The organism is Mycolicibacterium diernhoferi, assembly GCF_019456655.1.
In the GTDB taxonomy this organism is placed as follows: domain Bacteria; phylum Actinomycetota; class Actinomycetes; order Mycobacteriales; family Mycobacteriaceae; genus Mycobacterium; species Mycobacterium diernhoferi.
This window is the reverse complement of record NZ_CP080332.1, coordinates 1-19,310: the sequence shown is the minus strand read 5'-3', so window position 1 is coordinate 19,310 and position 19,310 is coordinate 1. Positions and strand designations below refer to the sequence as shown.

The window sequence follows — 19,310 nt, the reverse complement described above, 5'->3', positions numbered from 1 at the left end:
CTATCGCTTGGGTGTCGGACGGTGAGCACGCCAAGCCTCGACGGCGCCGAGGGCGCCGCCGCGGTCGCCGGGCTGCCGGTCCGCCCGAAGCCGACGCCGGACGCACCGGCACCGCCGCCGAGTCGGGCACCAAACCCACCGGCCAGCCCGGCCAGTCCCCGAACTCCGGCAAGGCACCGAACAACAGCGCCCAGCCCGCCAAACCCGGGCAGAACCGCAAACCGCGGCCGGCCTCGCGGCGCACCCCGGACCGGCTGCGCACCGTGCACGAGACCTCGGCCGGAGGCCTCGTCATCGACGGCCTCGACGGACCCAAGGACACCCAGGTTGCGGCGCTGATCGGCCGGATCGATCGGCGCGGACGGATGCTGTGGTCGCTGCCGAAGGGGCACATCGAGGTCGGTGAGACCGCCGAACAGACCGCCGTCCGCGAGGTCGCCGAGGAGACCGGCGTGCAGGGCAGTGTGCTCGCCGCGCTCGGCAGCATCGACTACTGGTTCGTCACCGAGGGCCGGCGCGTGCACAAGACCGTGCACCATTACCTGATGCGCTTCCTGGGCGGTGATCTCTCCGATGAGGACATGGAGGTCACCGAGGTGGCCTGGGTTCCGCTGCGTGACCTGCCCGCTCGGCTGGCCTATGCCGACGAACGCCGGCTGGCCGTGGTGGCCGGCGAGCTCATCGACAAACTGCACACCGACGGCCCCGGGGCGCTGCCGCCGCTGCCGCACAGTGCGCCGCGCCGGCGTCCCCAGACCCATTCGCACACCCGCAACCGCCGCCCCGAGGATTCGCCACCCCGGCGGGCGAACGGTTGCGGACAGGGCCCGTGAACCCGGTACGGGTGCTGGTTCGCGTCCTCACCGCCGCTGTACTGCTGCTCCTCCTCGCGACCCCCGCCGCACTACCCGGCGCCGCGGCCGCCGAACCGGGTTCCGCCGCGTTCCTGACCCTGCAGATCGACCGCGTCACCCCCGACATCGTCACGACGACCAGCGGCTCGGTGGTCACCGTCGCGGGCACCGTGCGCAATGTCGGTGACCGCCCGGTCCGCGATGTGGTGGTCCGGCTCGAGTCCGCACCGGCGGTCACCGGATCGGCGGGGCTGCGGACCAACCTGTCCGGCAACCTCGACCAGTACACCGCGGTGGCGCCCTTCATCACGCTGTCCACCGAGTTGCAACGCGGCCAGGAAGTGCCGTTCACCCTGGCCTACCCGGTCCGCGGCACCGAAGAGCCCTCCCTGCGGATCGACGCGCCCGGTGTCTATCCCCTCCTGGTGAACGTCAACGGCACCCCCGATTACGGTGCGCCGGCCCGCCTCGACGACGCCCGGCTGCTGCTGCCCGTCCTCGGTGTCCCACCCGACCCGGCCATCGGCGACTCCGAGGGCGTGTCCGCGGTGGTGCCGCCGGACACATCCCGACCGGTGGCGATGACGGTGTTGTGGCCGCTGGCCGACCGCCCCCGGCTGGCCGCCGGCATCCCGGGCGGGACCACCCCGGTCCGGCTGCTCGACGACGACCTGGCCACCTCGCTGGCACCCGGCGGACGCCTGGACACCCTGCTGTCGGCCGCGGACTTCGCCACCAGCGCCCAGGTGGACGGTGACGGCGCCGTCGGCGGTGCGCTCTGCCTGGCCGTCGACCCCGACCTGCTCATCACCGTCAACGCCATGACCGGCGGCTACGTCGTCACCGACGACCCCGCCGGCGGGCTGGGCGCACCCACCCACCCCGGCACCGGCCAGGAGGCCGCGGTGAACTGGCTGGGCCGGCTCCGGGCGCTCGCACAGCGGCTGTGCGTGACGGCCACCGTGTACTCCCAGGCCGACCTGGACGCCCTCAAACGGGTCGGCGACACCGGCCTGAGCGCGGTGGCCACCACCGGCGCCGCCGACATCGTGGACCAGATCCTCGGGATCCGTTCGGTGCGCGGCGCCACCCTGATCGGGGACGCGCCACTGACCGCACCCACGGTGTCGCTGCTCGGCGCGCGGGGCCCCACGGTGGCGATCGCCGCCGCCACGCTCTCGGCCCAGGATCCCGGCGGCGCGGACCTCACCCCGCAGCGCAACTCCCCCGACGTCGTCACCGCCCCGTTCGACCCCGGACTGGGCGCCGCGCTGGCCGGGACCGGGGGCGCACCGATCGCCCCGACCTACCTCGACGAGGACCTGCGCATCCCACTGCAGCACGACTCCCGGGTGGCCCGGTTGCAGAACGCGCTGGGTGCGCTGCTGTGGCGCGGTCTGGCACCCGAGGCCGAACCCCGCACCCAGATCGTGCTGCCGCCGCTGACCTGGGATCTGAACCCCGGTGAGGCACAAAGCATGCTGACCTCGGTGGCCAGCGCGATCCGCGCGGGCCTGGCGGTGCCCCGGCCGTTGCCCGCAGTGATCCTCGAGACGCACCGGGCCGCGCCGCCGGAGCCGAATCCGGCGCCCGAGCCCACCCTGGACCCGGACGCTTTCATCGACAACGGGGTCACCTCGGGCATCTCGGCGGTCACCGGCAGGCTCTGGGGTCTGACCTCGGCGCTGACCGCCGACCAGCGGACCGGCCTGACCGGCACCGGGTACACCGCCCCGCTGCGCGAGGACATGCTGCGCGCGCTCAGCCAGTCGGTCCCCGCGAACGCGCGCAACCAGGCTGCTCAGCAACGACTTTCGACCGTCAGCCGCACCGTCGCCGATCTGTTCGGGGCGGTCACCGTGGTCAACCCGGGCGGCTCCTACACGCTGGCCACCGAACGCAGCCCGCTGCCGCTGGCGCTGCGCAACGATCTCCCGGTGCCGATCCGGGTCCGGCTGCACATCACCGCGCCACCCGGCGTCGCGGTGACCGATCCGGGCGAGATCGAGCTGCCGCCGGGCTTCCTGCCGTTGCGGGTCCCGATCGAGGTGCACTTCACCCAGCGGTTCGCCATCGACGTGAACCTGAGCACCGCCGACGGGTTGGCGCTGGGCGATCCGGTGCGTCTGTCGGTGCACTCCAACGCCTACGGCAAGGTGCTGTTCTTCATCACACTGACCGGCGGTGTGATCCTGGCGCTACTGGTCGGCCGACGGCTGTGGCACCGTTTCCGCGGTCAACCCGACCGCGCCGACCTGATCCCGCCCACCCCCCGGCACCCCGACCCGCTGGACACCGCACTGGCCCACGGCGACGACCGAACCCCACCAACAGACGAGCTTCGATGAACAACCCGCAACGGGTGCCCCGCGGGCACACCACCCGACGCCAGGCAGGTGGCACCGTGCCGACCGCGACCCCGCCCGGACAACCCCGCAAGGAACTGTCCGACTCGGCGGTCGTGTCACGGTCCTGGGGGATGGCGGTGGCCACCCTGGTCAGCCGGCTCACCGGGTTCGCCCGCATGGTGCTGCTCGCGCTGATCCTGGGCGGCCCGCTGCTCAGTTCGTTCACCGTGGCCAACCAGCTGCCCAACCTCATCGCCGCGCTGGTGCTCGAGGCGACCTTCACCGCGATCTTCGTACCGGTGCTGGCCCGCGCCGAACGCGACGACCCCGACGGCGGCACCGCGTTCATGCGGCGCCTGGTGACGCTGGCCACCGCGCTGCTGATCGTGGCCACGATCCTGTCGGTGGCCGCGGCTCCGCTGCTGGTGGATCTGATGCTCGGCAGCGACCCGCTGGTCAACCGCCCGCTGACCACCGCGTTCGCGTATCTGCTGCTCCCGCAGGTGATCTTCTACGGCCTCACCTCGGTGTACATGGCGATCCTGAACACCCGCAACGTGTTCGGGCCGCCGGCCTGGGCGCCGGTGCTCAACAACGTCGTGGCGATCCTGACCCTCGCGGTGTACCTGTTGGTGCCCGGTGAACTGTCCGTCGACCCGGTCGAGATGGGTAATGCCAAACTGCTGGTGCTCGGCATCGGCACCACCCTCGGCGTGGTCGCCCAGGCCGCGGTGCTGATCCTGGCGCTGCGGGCCGAACGGATCAGCCTGCGCCCGCTGTGGGGTATCGACGACCGGCTCAAGCAGTTCGGCATGATGGCGCTGGCGATGGTGCTGTACGTGCTCATCAGCCAGATCGGTCTGATCGTCGGGAACCAGATCGCCAGCGGGGCAGCGGCTTCCGGTCCCGCGATCTACAACTACACGTGGCTGATCCTGCAGTTGCCGTTCGGCATCATCGGGGTGACGGTGCTGACGGTGGTGATGCCGCGGCTGTCCCGCAACGCCGCCGCCGACGACGGCCCGGCCGTGCTCGCCGACCTGAACCTCGCCACCCGGTTGACCATGATCACGCTCATCCCGATCGTGGCGATGATGACCGTGGGCGGCCCCGCCATCGGCAGCGCGCTGTTCTCCTACGGCAACTTCGGTCAGACCGACGCCGGGTACCTCGGCATGGCGATCACGCTGTCCGCGTTCACCCTGATCCCGTACGCGCTGGTGCTGCTGCAGTTACGGGTGTTCTACGCGCGGCAACAACCGTGGACGCCGATCGTGCTGATCCTGGTGATCACCGCGGTGAAGATCTCGGCGTCGGTGGCGGTGCCGCATCTGGTCTCCGACCCCGGCATGGTCGCCGGGTACCTGGGACTGGCCAACGGGCTGGGGTTCCTGGCCGGCGCCACCGTCGGGTACCTGGTGCTGCGCGCCAACCTCAAGCCGCCCGGCGGCAAGATGCTCAACCTGGAGGTGCTGCGCACCATCCTGGTCACCATCGCCGCATCGATGATCGCCGGGCTGGCCGCGCATGTGGTCGATCGGCTGCTCGGGCTGGAGGCGTTGACCGAGCACGGCGGCGGCCTCGGATCGTTGCTGCGGCTGTTCGTGCTCGGCGTCATCATGCTGCCGATCGTGGGCGCGGTGCTGTGGGCGGCGAAGGTTCCCGACGCGGTCGCCGCGGTGGCTGCGGTGCAGCGCCGGTTGCCCGGCCGAACCCCGGCCGTTTCCATGCCTGACCGGGCACGAACGCAATCCCCGGTCACGTACTCTGATCACAGCAATTCGCATCCCATGCGGCCTGCCCCGGCGGCGAGCCGGTACGGACCGCATGCGGGAATTGCACAGCAGCAGATGCCGAAAGGACCACCAGCGGTGAGCGATGACCCCGTGCCCGGATCGGCCCCCCGGGCAGGCGCGCGCTCCGACCAAGGTCCGGCGGCGGGCGACTTCCAGCCCGACACCGGTGGCTTCAGCGCACGGCCTTCGTCCGAGGGACCCGGACAGCGGCCTCCGTCCGAGGGACCCGGACAGCGGCCTCCGTCCGACTATGGCGACGACCCGACCAGGGCACCGCTGGCCTTCGATCCCCCGCGGGAACCCCCGCTCGAGGCCGCCACCGCCGACGAGGATGTGCACCTGATCCCGGGCGCCACCATCGCCGGCGGCCGCTACCGGCTGCTGGTGTTCCACGGTGGGCCGCCGCACCTGCAGTTCTGGCATGCCCTGGACACCGCGCTGGACCGCCAGGTGGCCCTGACCTTCGTCGACCCCGACGCCGTCCTGCCGGACAGCGAGCTGCAGGAGATCCTGACCCGCACCATGCGGTTGTCCAAGGTGGAGACCCCCGGCATCGCCCGGGTGCTCGACGTGGCCCGCACCGGTTCCGGCGGGCTGGTGGTCTCCGAGTGGATCCGCGGTGGCTCGCTGGCCGAGGTCGCCGAGACCTCCCCGTCGCCCATCGGGGGTGCCCGCGCGATCCAGTCGCTGGCCGCCGCCGCCGAGGCCGCGCACCGCGCCGGCGTCGCCCTGTCGATCGACGATCCGAGCCGGGTACGGGTGAGCATCGAGGGCGACGTCGTGCTGGCCTTCCCGGCCACGCTGCCCGACGCCACCCCCGAGGACGACATCCGCGGGATCGGCGCCGCGCTGTACGCGCTGCTGATCAACCGGTGGCCGCTGCCCGAGTCCGGGCTGCACAGCGGGTTGGCCCCCGCCGACCTGGACGCGGCGGGCCAACCGGTGGAGCCGCAGTCCGTCGATGGGGACATCCCGTTCCAGATCTCCGCGGCGGCCGCCCGCGCGGTGCAGGAGGAGGGCGGTATCAGTACCGCACCGACCCTGCTCAACCTGCTCCAGCAGGCCACCGCCGTGGCCGATCGCACCGAGTACATCGCGCCGGTCGACGAGCCGGCCGAACCGGCCGGGCGCCTCGGTCCCGGCAACCTCGATGAGGAGGCGGCCGCCCGCCGCCGCAAGGGCATCGTCATCGGTGTGGCCGCCGGGGGCGTCGTGGTGGTCCTCGCGCTGGTGTTGTTGGCCACCATCCTCAGCCGGATCTTCGGAAATGTCGGCGACGGGCTCGGCCGTGACGAACTCGGGTTGAACAGCCCGACCAGCACCTCCGAGCAGGCCGAGGGTGGCTCCGTGATCAAGCCGGTGCGCGCCACGGTGTTCTCCCCCGAAGGCGAGGCCGATGCGCCCGCCGACGCCGGGCTGGCCATCGACGGCAGCCCGTCCACGGCGTGGGCCACCGACACCTACTCCGACCCCGCCCCGTTCCCCGGCTTCAAGAACGGTGTGGGTCTGATGCTGCAGCTGCCCCGATCCACGGCGATCGGTTCGGTCACCCTCGACGTGTCCAGCGTCGGCACCGCCGTACAGATCCGCGGCTCCGATTCGGCCAGCCCCGCGTCCCTGGAGGACACCACCGCACTGACCGATCCGACACCGCTGAAGAAGGGCTCCAACACCATCGAGATCGAGGATCCGAAGGCCAGCCCGTATGTGCTGGTGTGGATCTCGACCTTGGGCACGGTGGACGGCAAGAGCCGCACCGATATCGGCGAGATCACCCTCCGATCGGCGTCCTGACCGGGTTATCCCCAGGCCTGACCCGGGCTCATCCCAGGTCAGGCCGCATCCGCAGTTTGGTGTCCGGGGTCGGTTCCGCGCTCCCCTAGTGTTCGGCTGTGGGGAGTTTCGGGGGATGCTCTGGGCACGATCGCACCGACGCGCAGTTGCTGGCCGCGCATGTGGCGGGTGACCGGTTCGCGTTCGAGGAGCTGTTCTACCGCTACCAGCCGCAGTTGTACCGGTTGGCCCGGATCACCAGCAGGTGCCCCGACGATGCCCGCGACGCCCTGCAGGACGCGATGCTGTCCGCGCACTGCAATGCCGCCAGGTTCCGGCACGACTGCTCGGTGAGCAGCTGGCTGCACCGGATCGTCGTGAACGCCTGTCTGGACCGGCTGCGCAGGCACAAGGCACACCCGACCACTCCCCTGGACGGCACCGCGGCCGGCTGCATCGCCGATCCCGCGTCCCGCGTGGTGACCGCGATCGTGGTGGAGCGCGCGCTGATGCGGCTGCCCGTCGACCAGCGCGCCGCCGTGGTCGCCGTCGACATGCAGGGTTTCTCGATCGCCGAGACGGCCCGGCTGCTGGGGGTGCCGGAAGGCACCGTGAAGAGTCGCTGCGCGCGGGCCCGGACCAAGCTGGCGGGCGCGCTCGGGTATCTGGGCACTCCTGCGGTTACCGCCGAAGTGGGACCCGCCGCGCGATGATGAGACGGTGCAGCGCGAATCCGGGGATCCTGGCGACGCCGACCTGCGGGCCGCCCACGGTCGGGTGCGCCGCGACCTCGCCGCGCTCGGGGCCGACACCACCTCTGCGCCGCCGGCGCCGCCCGACGTGACGGCCGCCATCAGATCCGCGCTGCGCAAGGCCCCTCCTCCGGCACACCGGGTGTCGCAGTCCCGGCCGGTTCTCGTCGCCGGGGTCACGGCCGCGGTGCTCGCCGTCGGACTCGGCCTGTTCGCGATGATCGGCGGGGGTTCCGACCGGCAGCTCACCCGGGATCCGGGGCCCACCGCCCGGCACATCACCGTGCAGCGCGATCCGGCCGTCGTACCCCTGAGCGACGCGCAGATCCTGGAACTGCTGGGAGAACCGGTATCACTGGGTGAGCTGGCCGATCCGGCGCGGTGCCTGCACGCGGCGGGATTTGCTCCCGACGCCCCGATCCTGGGCGGCAGACCGGTGTCCACGGGTGTCCTGCTGGTAGTGCCCGCTGCGGAACCCTCATCCGTTATCGCATTGGTGGTGGCACCGAAGTGTCCGGCCGCCGGGGCCGGCGTCCTGGCGCGGACCCAGGTCGCACGCCCTTGAGCCCCGCCCCGAGGACGTGCCCCGACTGGGACGGGCGGGAACACCGCCGCCTACCCTGATGTTTGAACAACTGGCCGCGTATGCGGCAGAAAGGCTGGCATATCCAGGATGTCCACCACTTCGGAGGCCACGTCCCCCATTCACGACGTGATCATCATCGGCTCCGGCCCGGCCGGGTACACCGCTGCCGTGTACACCGCCCGCGCCCAGTTGAAGCCGCTTGTGTTCGAGGGCATCCAGTTCGGTGGTGCGTTGATGACCACCACCGAGGTGGAGAACTATCCCGGGTTCCGCGAGGGCATCATGGGACCCAACCTGATGGAAGAGATGCGCGAGCAGGCGCTGCGCTTCGGTGCCGATCTGCGGATGGAAGACGTCGACGCCGTCGACCTGACCGGCCCGATCAAGACCGTCACCGTCGGTGACGAAACTCACCGCGCCCGGTCGGTCATCCTCGCGATGGGTGCCGCCGCCCGCCAGCTCGGAGTGCCCGGCGAGATGGAACGCATCGGGCTGGGTGTGAGCACCTGCGCCACCTGTGACGGCTTCTTCTTCCGCGACCAGGACATCGCCGTGGTCGGCGGCGGCGATTCGGCGATGGAGGAAGCGATCTTCCTCACCAAGTTCGCCCGGTCCGTCACGCTGATCCACCGGCGCGAGGAGTTCCGCGCATCCAAGATCATGCTGGACCGCGCCCAGGCCAACGAGAAGATCACCTTCCTGCTCAACAGCGCGATCACCGAGATCGAGGGCGACCCCAAGGTCACCGGAATCCGCTTGCGCGACACCGTGACCGGCGAGGAGTCCAAGCTCGCGGTGACGGGTGTGTTCGTGGCGATCGGCCACGTCCCGCGATCGGATCTGGTCCGCGGACAGGTCGACGTCGACGATGACGGGTACGTGAAGGTGATCGGCCGCAGCACCGCCACTTCACTCGAAGGTATCTTCGCCGCAGGCGATCTGGTGGACCACACCTACCGGCAGGCCATCACGGCGGCTGGGTCGGGCTGTTCGGCAGCCATCGACACCGAGCGTTGGCTCACCGAATTCCCTGCTCCCACAGAGGATTAGGCCCCGTTTTTCCAAAAGACCACTAGATCAGGAGAATTTGATGAGCGAAACCTCCGCGACCACCGTCGTCACCGACGATTCGTTTTCCCAGGATGTGCTGACCAGTTCCACCCCGGTGCTGGTCGACTTCTGGGCCACCTGGTGCGGCCCCTGCAAGATGATCGCCCCGGTGCTCGAGGAGATCGCCGCGGAGAAGGCCGGTGAGCTGAAGGTCGTCAAACTCGACGTGGACGCCAACCCGGCCACCGCGCGTGACTTCCAGGTCGTGTCGATCCCGACGTTGATCTTGTTCAAGGACGGTCAGCCGGTCAAGCGCATCGTCGGGGCCAAGGGCAAGGCGGCGCTGCTGCGGGAGATCGCCGACCACGCCTGACCCGGAGGTTTTCCGGATTTTCCCGGGTGTCTGAGACAATACTTTCAGTCCGAACTGCGAGCGTTGGCCCCCTGCCGACAGTGCAGCGTGTCTGAAAGGCCAGGTATGTCGATACTGCGTCGCGGCGACCGAGGAAGTGCGGTCGTCGAGATCAGGGCGGCTCTGGCGGGCCTCGGGCTGATCAACAGTCCGGACGCCGACCTGTCCACCGGCAAGCACGTCGCGGTCGACGTGTTCGATGCCGAGCTGGATCACGCGGTGCGCGCATTCCAGCAGCAGCGCGGTCTGCTGGTGGACGGCATGGTGGGTGAGGCGACCTCCCGCGCGCTGCGCGAGGCCTCCTACCAACTCGGCGCCCGCACGCTCTCCCACCAGTTCGGTGCCCCGATGTACGGCGATGACGTCGCCACCTTGCAGGCCCGCCTCCAAGACCTCGGCTTCTACACCGGCCTGGTGGACGGACACTTCGGGTTGCAGACCCACAACGGTCTGATGTTCTTCCAGCGCGAGTACGGGCTGTTCCCGGACGGCATCTGCGGCCCGGAAACGCTGCGCTCCCTGTATTTCCTGGGTTCCCGTGTCACCGGGGGCTCGCCGCACGCCATCCGGGAAGAGGAACTGGTCCGGCGCTCGGGCCCGCGGCTGTCCGGGAAGCGGGTCATCATCGATCCGGGCCGCGGTGGCGACGACCTCGGTGCCATCATCTCGGGCCCCGAGGGTCCACTCAGTGAGGCAGACATCCTGTGGGACGTGGCCAGTCGTCTCGAAGGCCGGATGACCGCGATCGGTATGGACACCTTCTTGTCCCGTTCGGTCGGACGTAGCCCGTCCGACGCCGAGCGCGCGGCGACCGCGAACACCGTCGGCGCCGATCTGATGATCAGTCTTCGGTGCTCCAGCCACAGCAGTCCATCCGCGAACGGCGTCGCCTCGTTCCACTTCGGGAACTCCCACGGCTCGGTCTCGACCATCGGCCGCAATCTTGCCGACTTCATCCAGCGTGAGCTGGTGGCCCGCACCGGGATGAGCGACTGCCGGGTGCACGGCCGCACCTGGGATCTGCTGCGTCTGACCCGGATGCCCACCGTTCAGGTGGATCTGGGGTACGTCACCAACTCACATGACCGCGCGCTGCTGGCATCCAGTCAGGCCCGCGACGTGATCGCCGAAGGCATGCTGGCCGCGGTGAAGCGGCTGTACCTGCTGGGCAAGAACGACCGGCCCACCGGCACCTTCACCTTCGCCGAACTCCTGGCCCACGAACTGTCGGTCGAACAGGCCGGCCGCTAACCATTCACCCGCACGGCACGGCGCCGACCGGCGCCTGCAGCCGGTCGCTCTCCAACAGCCGTTCCAATGCGGCCTCCACGTCGGCCTTCCATCCCAGGCCCTGCTCGAGTTCGAGCCGCAGCCGTGGGAAATACGGGTGCGGCGCAACGACTTCGAAGCCCATATCGATGAGCAGGTCGGCTCCCACGATGCACTGACCGGCCGAGCAGTCCCCGAGCACCTCGATCACCGCCTCCAGATCGGCGGGCACACCGGAGTCGCCGAGATCATCCACCTGCGCGGTGCGGCCGAACGCCTCGAGTGCACGCACACCGCGGCGCACCAGATCGCCGACCGCCGCGGTGATCAGGCCGCGGGACAGGTGGTCGCCGTCGTCGGCGGAATCCAATCCGAGCGAGGTGAGCAGGACGGCATCCGCGCTGACCGGGCCGGTCGGAAACTTCTTGGCTCGCGGGACGGCACCGGGTGGCGCGTAGAACACATAGCCCAGACACGGGTCGTCGCTGAACACCTCGGCCCGGTCGGGGTCCTGCTCCCCCGGCTCCGCCGCGGAGTCGAGAACGAGCTGACCGCATGACCCCCACTCGAGCATGACCATGGACAGCCACGCTTCCTTCTCGAACTCGGGGTCGGCGAGGTGATCATCTCCTCGCAACGTGGAAGGGTCGACCTCCCAGAACACGCACCGCCTCGCATGCTTGGGCAGCTGCTCGAACGACTCGAGCCGCAGCGGGCTGATACGTGCTGACACTTCGATACCCCAACCTTCACATGGTTCCGGCGCGCACGGATGCCACTCCAGGATAGGAGAAGCCCGTACGCTCGGTCCACCGAGGCCGGCAAAGACCGCCGACCCGGTGTCGGAAGCCAATAATGTTGTCACACATGGCTTCTCCTTTCCGGGTCGACATCTGAGCGACGCTGGGTGGTTTTAGTGTCACAGTGACGTAATTCGCCCGTGTCTCCGGTCCTGGAAATCCCGCGCACATTCGGCCACTTTTCGTCGGTTACTGCTTGGTCGAGTTCATCAATTCGACGATGCGCTGCAGATCGTCGACCGACCCGAACTCCACCACGATCTTGCCCTTGCGCTTGCCCAAACTCACCGTCACCCGGGTGTCGAACGCCGTCGACAGCTGTTCGGCGACGTCCTGCAGGCCCGGCATCTGGATGGGCTTGCGACGCGGCGCCGGCGGGTCCGACGGGCCGGCGCGGTTGGCCAGGGTCACGGCCTCCTCCGTGGCGCGCACCGACAGACCCTCCGCGACAATGCGGGCCGCCAGCTCCTCCTGCTTCTCCGGCCCACCCTCCAGGGACAGCAATGCGCGGGCGTGCCCGGCCGACAGCACGCCGGCGGCCACCCGCCGCTGCACCGGGATCGGCAACTTGAGCAGACGGATCATGTTGGAGATGAGCGGGCGGGACCGGCCGATCCGCGAGGCCAGTTCGTCGTGGGTGACGTCGAACTCCTCGAGCAGCTGCTGGTACGCCGACGCCTCTTCCAACGGATTGAGCTGCGCCCGGTGGATGTTCTCCAACAGCGCGTCGCGCAGCATGCTGTCGTCCGCGGTCTGCCGGACGATCGCCGGGATTGCGGCCAGCCCCGCTTCCTGCGAGGCCCGCCAGCGCCGCTCCCCCATCACCAGCTGGTAGCGCGCCGGTCCGTCCGTGGCCGGAAGCGCGCGCACCACGATCGGCTGCATGACGCCGAATTCCTTGATCGAGTGCACCAGTTCCGAGAGTGCTTCCTCGTCGAAGACCTGGCGCGGCTGGCGCGGGTTGGGCTCGATCGACTTCGGATCGATCTCGCGGTACACCGCGCCGAACTCCGATACCGCGATGCTCTCCGCCGCGGCGGTCTGCGCGGGTGCCGGATTCGGCGCGCCGCCCATCAGAATGTCGGCGGTCGCGTCACCGATCCGGGGACCGCCGAGAGCCTCGCCGTCCGCCGGGCCGGTGGGAATGAGTGACGCCAGGCCGCGTCCCAGACCGCTGCGCTTCTTCGCCTGGTTCATCGTGCTGCCCCCAACTTCGTGCTTGCGTTCCCGATATCGATGCTCATCCGCGCGGACCGTCCGTGGCCGTACCGCGATGTGCGATCTCCCGACTCGCGTCGAGATAGCTCATCGCTCCACGTGAACCCGGGTCGTAATCCAGGATCGTCATTCCGTAACCCGGGGCCTCGGACACCTTCACGCTGCGTGGGATCACCGTCCGCAGCACCTTGTCGCCGAAGTGTGCGCGCACGTCCTCGGCCACCTGGTCGGCGAGCCGGGTACGCCCGTCGTACATGGTGAGCACCACGGTGGTGACCTCCAGTTCGGGATTCAGGTGGGACTTGACCATCTCGATGTTGCGCAGCAGCTGGCCCACGCCCTCCAGCGCGTAGTACTCACACTGGATCGGGATCAGCACCTCGGGCGCGGCCACGAGCGCGTTGATGGTGAGCAGACCCAGTGAGGGCGGGCAGTCGATGAAGACGTAGTCGAAGCTGTGCTTCTTCAGTCCGGCCAACGCTCCACGCAACCGACCCTCACGGGCGACCATGCTGACGAGCTCGATCTCGGCGCCGGCGAGGTCGATGGTGGCCGGCACACAGAACAGCTTCTCGTTGTGCGGGCTGCGCTGCAGAGCCGCCTCCAGCGGGATCTCGCCGATGAGCACTTCGTAGGAGGACGGTGTCCCCTGCCGGTGTTCGATCCCCAGCGCGGTGCTGGCATTGCCCTGTGGGTCGAGGTCGATGACGAGAACCTGGAGCCCCTGGCGGGCGAGCGCCGCGGCGACGTTCACCGCCGTGGTCGTCTTGCCGACCCCGCCCTTCTGGTTCGCGATGGTGAACACGCGCTGCCGGTCCGGTCGCGGAAGGCCACCCTGACGGTTGTGCAGCAACCGGGTCGCCCGTTCCGCCTCGGCGGCGATAGGAGTGTCGGCCACCGGATCGCCCTGCCAGCTGCCCGCCGCGGTCGTCCACGTTTCGCCTGACCGGTCTGCTTCACGCGACCGGACTGTTTCACGTGGCCCGTCGGTTTCACGTGACCCGTTCGTTTCACGTGACCCGTTCGTTTCACGTGAAACATTGCCCGGTGGCACGCTCGTGGCAGCCTTCGCCGGGGACGGCTTACGACCGTTCCCCGCTGGGTTGCGCTCCCGTCCGAACCTCATCGCTTCCTCCTACCCGGCCGCACTGCTGTCGCTCCGCGTCGTGCAACCACCACGGTGCCGGGCGGGTTCAAAAAGTCCACGCCACATCTCACCACTCTCACGTCCGTGGCACCAAGCGAAGCCAAGGTTCGCTGGTGCTCCTGCACTTCCTCCACTGCCCGCTCCCCCTTGAGTGCCAGCATCCGGCCCCCGACCCGGAGCAGCGGCAGACTCCACCGTGCCAACTTGTCCAGCGATGCCACCGCACGGGAGACCACCGCGTCCATCGGCCCGGCCTCGTCCCGCACCGTCTTGTCCTCGGCCCGGCCCCGGATCACCGTCACGTCCAGACCGAGCTCATCGATCGCTTCCTTCAGGAACTCACTGCGACGGAGCAATGGCTCGATCAACGTCACATGCAGATCGGGGCGTGCGATCGCGATCGGGATACCGGGCAGCCCGGCACCGCTGCCGATATCGGCCACCCGCTCCCCCGACTCGAAGAGCTCCGCCATCGCCGCGCTGTTGAGCAGATGACGGTCCCACAACCGATCGACTTCGGAGGGTCCGAGCAGCCCGCGTTCGATCCCCGCGCCGGCCAGGATCTCCCCGTACCGCTGCGCCACATCCAGACGCTCGCCAAAGCAAAGAGCCGCCGGCTGGGGCGCCGGACTCAGTTCGCCATGTTTCACGTGAAACATCCTCCGGTTGCACCAGGCCGACGGCCCTGTTGTGTTGCTTGAACTACATACGTGTAACTAACGCGATCACGCGGGAAGGACGACGACGCGACGCGACGGCTCGGCGCCCTCGCTCTCGCTGCGGACCCCGTCCACCGCGGCGACCGCGTCGTGCACGATCTTGCGCTCGAACGGCGTCATCGGAGACAACTCCTCACGCTGCCCGGACTCCAGCACCCGGCGAGCGATCTTGTCGCCCAGCGCCGCGAGCTCCTCGCGACGGCGACGGCGCCACCGGGCGATGTCCAGCATCAGGCGGCTGCGCTCACCGGTCTTCTGGTGCACCGCCAGCCGCGTCAACTCCTGCAGCGCGTCGAGCACCTCGCCCTTGCGGCCCACGAGCTTGTTCAGGTCGCTGCCCCCGTCGATGCTCACCACGGCCCGGTCGCCCTCGACGTCGAGGTCGATGTCCCCGTCGAAGTCCAACAGGTCCAGCAGCTCCTCGAGGTAGTCACCGGCGATCTCGCCCTCGGCGACCAATCGCTCCTCGAGGTCGTCCACCCCTGCGGTGTTCTCGGCATCCTCGGCCGCGGCGTCGGTGCGCTCGGTGGTTTCGGCGTCAGTCATATCCGTCTTCTCCTTACTTCGCCACGTCCGCCCCCCCGGCCGTTCCCGGGTCGATCGGCTCTCGGCTTTGGCTTCTAGCGCTTGGGCTTCTTGGGCCGCGCGCCTGTGTTGGTGTTCTTCGGCTTGGGCGCAGCGTTCTGCGGGCCCGGCTTCTGGTCCGACTCCTCGGGGCTCGGCTCCACGATCTCGACGCCGGAGGAATCCTTGACGACCTTGCGGGCCTTCTTCGGCTTCTGGCCCGGAGCGGGTGCATTGGCGGACCGCCGCTCCAGCGCCTCGGCCTTCTTGGCTTCTTCTTCCTGCTCGATCTTGCCGAACACGTAGTGCTGCTGGGCGAACGTCCACACGTTGTTGGACACCCAGTACAAGATGATGGCCAGCGGCAGGAAGGGCCCACCGACCACGACACCCAGCGGGAAGACGTACAGCGCCAGCTTGTTCATCATCGCGGTCTGCGGATTCGCGGCCGCCTCGGGACTCTGGCGGGCGATCGAGGCGCGGCTGTTGAAGTAGGTCGCGATACCGGCGAGGATCATCAGCGGCACCCCGACCCCGATGATCGCGGCACGGCTCACCTCGAACCCGATGAAGGCGGCCCAGCTGCTCTCCGACTGGATCATGGTGGCGCCCAGCGGGGCACCGAACAGATTCGCCTGCAGGAAGTTCTGCACATCGGCGGCGCTGAACACATAGTTGGACAGCTGCTTGTTCAGCTCCACGTCCAGGCCGAGCTCACCGAAGTTGTGGCCGGTCCGGTTGAAGGACCGCAGCACATGGAACAGGCCCAGGAACACCGGCACCTGAGCGAGCATCGGCAGGCAGCCCAGGATCGGATTGAATCCGTGTTCCTTCTGCAGCTTCTGCATCTCCAACGCCATCCGCTGGCGGTCTTTCCCGTACTTCTTCTGCAAGGCCTTGATCTGCGGCTGCAGTTCCTGCATCTGCCGCGTCGTCCGGATCTGCTTGACGAAGGGCTTGTAGAGGATCGCGCGCAGGGTGAACACCAGGAACACCACCGACAGTGCCCACGCGAAGAAATTCGTCGGTCCGAGGAGGAAGGCGAACGCCTTGTACCAGACCCACATGATCGCCGACACCGGGTAATAGATGATGTCGAGGCTGAACCAGTTAAACAACAGAATCTCTCCTGACGACTTCTACAGAAGTCTTATCGCCGGCCTTGTCACCGCGCTCGGGTATGGGGTCCCACCCGCCACGGTGCCACGGACCACACTTGGCCAACCGGACAGCGGCCAACCAGCCGCCCCGGAACAGACCGAACTCGGTCAACGCATCGACGGCGTACTGACTGCAGGTGGGGGTGAAGCGGCATGTCGGCAACCGCAACGGTGAGATCATCGTCCGGTACAGCTGAATCACGAAGATCACGCTCTTGGCAGCCCATGTGGTCACGGCCGGGCCTGCCGTTGAATACGCGCCTTCTTCAGCGCGGAACGTAGTTCGGATTCCAGCCGGCTCGACGCGGCGTCCCGGCTGCCGGGCAACGCGCGGATCACCACCCGGTCGCGTGGGCCGAGATCTGTCTCACTGTCGATCACGAGCCGGTACGCGACATGGCGAAGCCGGCGGGACACCCGGTGCCGTTGCACCGCGTTACCCACCGACTTGGAGACCACCAGCCCTATCTTCGGACCGGCCTCGCAATCATCGACAAAATCGTCGTGCAACGCGTGCACGACGATATCGGGCTGGGAAGCCCGTATGCCTTGGCGAACCGTGACACCGAAATCAGTGGAGCGTGTCATCCGGTACCGGGCCGGAAGCACTGCCGGAGAACCCTGCGTCAGATCACGCAGTGAGGGAGCTGCGGCCCTTGTTACGGCGGGCCGACACGATGGCGCGACCGGCGCGCGTACGCATCCGCAACCGGAAACCGTGCACACGGGCCCGGCGGCGGTTGTTCGGCTGGAAAGTCCGCTTGCCCTTGGCCACGGCTGTTTCTCCTCGTTCGATCTGGTGTTGACAACCTCAGACGCCATGACAGTCATGACGGCCGAGGACGTTGCCACCGTTGGTAAGCTCATCCATCTTGCCGGCGCGGCACCTGTGAGGTCCGGAAAAGAACCCCGAGCCGCAGCCGTATCGCCACGTGCGGGCGACTGCTCGAGGGTACTGACGAGATTTGCCTGGGTCAAACCTGGCCCGAAAGGCTCATCCCGCAGCTCAGCCCAGTCCCATCCGGCAACAAAAACCACACAGGTAACCAACTTTGCCGTGGCTGTGAAGAAGCTGTCGGCAATGTTGCAGAACGGTTGGCACTCCGAGAGAAAACTGTTAGCTTCTGGCAATGCCGTTCCAAGCGGAACGGCGCCGGAACAGAGCGAGGACCACAAAGGCCGCGAGCCCGCAGACCATCCGGACTGCGTCGAGCTCCGACACGGCATCCACGCCGATAGACCGCGACGAGTAGTACCCACCACTGTCCACAGTCTGTGGATAACTATGTGGATGGTTTGTTATCGTCGCCCCCGGGAATTTTCCCGAGGAACAGCAAGGGGGGGTAGGCGTCGTTGACCGCAGACCCAGATTCCTCTTTCGTCACGGTCTGGAACAGGGTCGTCGCCGAACTGAACGGTGAAACACCGTTCGGCGAGACCATCAACGGCGGCCCCCGCCCCCAGACCCTCACCGGGCAGCAGCGTGCCTGGCTCAAGCTCGTCCGACCGTTGGTCATCACCGAAGGTTTCGCCCTGCTGTCGGTGCCTTCGGCATTCGTGCAGAACGAGATCGAGCGGCTGCGCGAGCCGATCGTCTCCGCGCTGAGTCGTCAGCTCGGCCAGCGGGTGGAACTCGGCGTCCGAATCGCCACCCCGAGCCCGGAGGACACCACCGAACCCGAGCCGGCCCCGCAGGCCCCGCCCCCCGGCGTGGATACCGCGGCGATCGACAACGAAGAGGTCGACGAGGCCGGCGAGGCCCTCGCCAACGCCGAGGCCAGCTGGCCGACCTACTTCAACCGGTCGAGGAACCCGGTGCCGGAATCGAACGCGGTCAGCCTCAACCGGCGCTACACCTTCGACACCTTCGTCATCGGTGCGTCCAACCGCTTCGCGCACGCCGCGACGCTGGCCATCTCCGAGGCACCGGCCCGCGCCTACAACCCGCTGTTCATCTGGGGTGAGTCCGGTCTGGGAAAGACCCACCTCCTGCACGCGGCCGGCAACTACGCCCAGCGGTTGTTCCCCGGCATGCGAGTGAAGTACGTCTCCACCGAGGAATTCACCAACGACTTCATCAACTCGCTGCGCGATGACCGCAAGGCCTCGTTCAAGCGCAGTTACCGCGATGTCGACATCCTGCTCGTCGATGACATCCAGTTCATCGAGGGCAAGGACGGCATCCAGGAGGAGTTCTTCCACACCTTCAACACGCTGCACAACGCCAACAAGCAGATCGTGATCTCCTCGGACCGCTCCCCCAAGCAGTTGGCGACCCTCGAGGACCGGCTGCGCACTCGCTTCGAGTGGGGGCTGATCACCGATGTGCAGCCGCCGGAGCTGGAAACCCGTATCGCGATCCTGCGCAAGAAGGCGCAGATGGATCGGCTGGACGTCCCCGATGACGTACTCGAGCTGATCGCCAGTCGCATCGAACGCAACATCCGCGAGCTCGAGGGCGCCCTGATCCGGGTCACCGCATTCGCCTCGCTGAGCAAGACGACGATCGACAAGTCCCTGGCCGAGATCGTGCTGCGGGATCTCATCTCCGACTCCAGCACCATGCAGATCAGCACCGCCACGATCATGGCGGCCACCGCCGAGTACTTCGAGACCACAGTCGAGGAGCTGCGCGGACCAGGCAAGACGCGTGCGCTGGCACAGTCCCGTCAGATCGCGATGTACCTGTGCCGTGAGCTCACCGACCTGTCGCTGCCGCGCATCGGTGAGGCCTTCGGCCGCGACCACACCACGGTCATGTATGCCGAGCGCAAGATCCGCGACGGCATGGCCGAACGGCGTGAGATCTTCGATCACGTCAAGGAACTCACCACCCGGATCCGGCAGCGCTCCAAGCGCTGA

The 19,310-nt window shown here is 68.3% G+C and carries 18 protein-coding genes; 9 read left to right on the top strand and 9 right to left on the bottom strand.

Annotation, left to right across the window (positions count from 1 at the left end; genetic code table 11):
• The first annotated feature begins 11 nt into the window (after positions 1–11).
• The 8 genes from K0O62_RS00090 (at position 12) to K0O62_RS00055 (ending at position 10,822) form a co-directional block, all read left to right on the top strand.
• Entirely contained in the window at positions 12–833 is an 822-nt protein-coding gene (locus tag K0O62_RS00090) for an NUDIX hydrolase (RefSeq protein ID WP_073858472.1), read from the top strand.
• Positions 830–3,202: a hypothetical protein gene (locus K0O62_RS00085; protein WP_073858473.1), complete on the top strand. Its 2,373-nt coding sequence runs from the start codon at positions 830–832 to the stop codon at positions 3,200–3,202. Before K0O62_RS00090 ends, K0O62_RS00085 begins: the two co-directional genes overlap by 4 nt.
• Positions 3,199–6,792: a murein biosynthesis integral membrane protein MurJ gene (murJ, locus tag K0O62_RS00080; RefSeq protein ID WP_083603725.1), complete on the top strand. Its 3,594-nt coding sequence runs from the start codon at positions 3,199–3,201 to the stop codon at positions 6,790–6,792. The genes K0O62_RS00085 and murJ overlap by 4 nt, the downstream gene beginning before the upstream one ends.
• A 98-nt stretch (positions 6,793–6,890) precedes the next feature.
• Positions 6,891–7,484, top strand: a complete 594-nt coding sequence (gene sigM, locus K0O62_RS00075; protein ID WP_073858474.1) for an RNA polymerase sigma factor SigM — start codon at positions 6,891–6,893, stop codon at positions 7,482–7,484.
• Positions 7,485–7,491: 7 nt separating this feature from the next.
• Positions 7,492–8,088, top strand: coding sequence for a hypothetical protein (locus tag K0O62_RS00070; RefSeq protein WP_073858475.1), 597 nt, complete (start codon positions 7,492–7,494; stop codon positions 8,086–8,088).
• 108 nt (positions 8,089–8,196) lie between these two features.
• Entirely contained in the window at positions 8,197–9,159 is a 963-nt protein-coding gene (gene trxB / locus K0O62_RS00065; protein WP_073858476.1) for a thioredoxin-disulfide reductase, read from the top strand.
• A 40-nt stretch (positions 9,160–9,199) separates the two neighbouring features.
• Positions 9,200–9,532 (top strand): thioredoxin, encoded by a 333-nt coding sequence (gene trxA / locus K0O62_RS00060; protein ID WP_073858477.1) that lies wholly within the window; start codon positions 9,200–9,202, stop codon positions 9,530–9,532.
• A 105-nt stretch (positions 9,533–9,637) separates the two neighbouring features.
• Positions 9,638–10,822 (top strand): N-acetylmuramoyl-L-alanine amidase, encoded by a 1,185-nt coding sequence (locus tag K0O62_RS00055; RefSeq protein ID WP_073858478.1) that lies wholly within the window; start codon positions 9,638–9,640, stop codon positions 10,820–10,822.
• A gap of 4 nt (positions 10,823–10,826) precedes the next feature.
• On the opposite strand, the gene K0O62_RS00050 is transcribed toward K0O62_RS00055, so the two are convergent.
• The 9 genes from K0O62_RS00050 to rpmH form a co-directional block, all read right to left on the bottom strand.
• Positions 10,827–11,573, bottom strand: coding sequence for an acetyltransferase (locus tag K0O62_RS00050; protein WP_073858479.1), 747 nt, complete (start codon positions 11,571–11,573; stop codon positions 10,827–10,829).
• Positions 11,574–11,829: 256 nt separating this feature from the next.
• Entirely contained in the window at positions 11,830–12,837 is a 1,008-nt protein-coding gene (locus K0O62_RS00045; RefSeq protein ID WP_073858480.1) for a ParB/RepB/Spo0J family partition protein, read from the bottom strand.
• Positions 12,838–12,880: 43 nt separating this feature from the next.
• Positions 12,881–13,756: a ParA family protein gene (locus tag K0O62_RS00040; RefSeq protein ID WP_079244353.1), complete on the bottom strand. Its 876-nt coding sequence runs from the start codon at positions 13,754–13,756 to the stop codon at positions 12,881–12,883.
• Positions 13,757–13,980: 224 nt separating this feature from the next.
• Positions 13,981–14,664, bottom strand: coding sequence for a 16S rRNA (guanine(527)-N(7))-methyltransferase RsmG (gene rsmG / locus K0O62_RS00035; protein WP_073858482.1), 684 nt, complete (start codon positions 14,662–14,664; stop codon positions 13,981–13,983).
• A 66-nt stretch (positions 14,665–14,730) separates the two neighbouring features.
• The gene (locus K0O62_RS00030; RefSeq protein WP_073858483.1) at positions 14,731–15,270 is read right to left on the bottom strand and encodes a Jag family protein; all 540 of its coding nucleotides are present in this window, start codon (positions 15,268–15,270) and stop codon (positions 14,731–14,733) included.
• Between the two features lie 74 nt (positions 15,271–15,344).
• On the bottom strand, positions 15,345–16,406 hold the full coding sequence (gene yidC / locus K0O62_RS00025) for a membrane protein insertase YidC (protein WP_073858484.1): 1,062 nt from the start codon (positions 16,404–16,406) through the stop codon (positions 15,345–15,347).
• Positions 16,399–16,683, bottom strand: coding sequence for a membrane protein insertion efficiency factor YidD (gene yidD, locus K0O62_RS00020; RefSeq protein ID WP_073858485.1), 285 nt, complete (start codon positions 16,681–16,683; stop codon positions 16,399–16,401). Before yidD ends, yidC begins: the two co-directional genes overlap by 8 nt.
• The gene (gene rnpA, locus K0O62_RS00015) at positions 16,680–17,057 is read right to left on the bottom strand and encodes a ribonuclease P protein component (RefSeq protein WP_073858486.1); all 378 of its coding nucleotides are present in this window, start codon (positions 17,055–17,057) and stop codon (positions 16,680–16,682) included. The genes yidD and rnpA overlap by 4 nt, the downstream gene beginning before the upstream one ends.
• 22 nt (positions 17,058–17,079) lie before the next feature.
• The gene (gene rpmH, locus K0O62_RS00010; protein WP_073858487.1) at positions 17,080–17,223 is read right to left on the bottom strand and encodes a 50S ribosomal protein L34; all 144 of its coding nucleotides are present in this window, start codon (positions 17,221–17,223) and stop codon (positions 17,080–17,082) included.
• A gap of 578 nt (positions 17,224–17,801) precedes the next feature.
• Between rpmH and dnaA the strand changes: the two genes are divergently transcribed.
• A complete protein-coding gene (gene dnaA, locus K0O62_RS00005; RefSeq protein WP_073858488.1) occupies positions 17,802–19,310 on the top strand; it encodes a chromosomal replication initiator protein DnaA in 1,509 nt (502 codons plus the stop codon).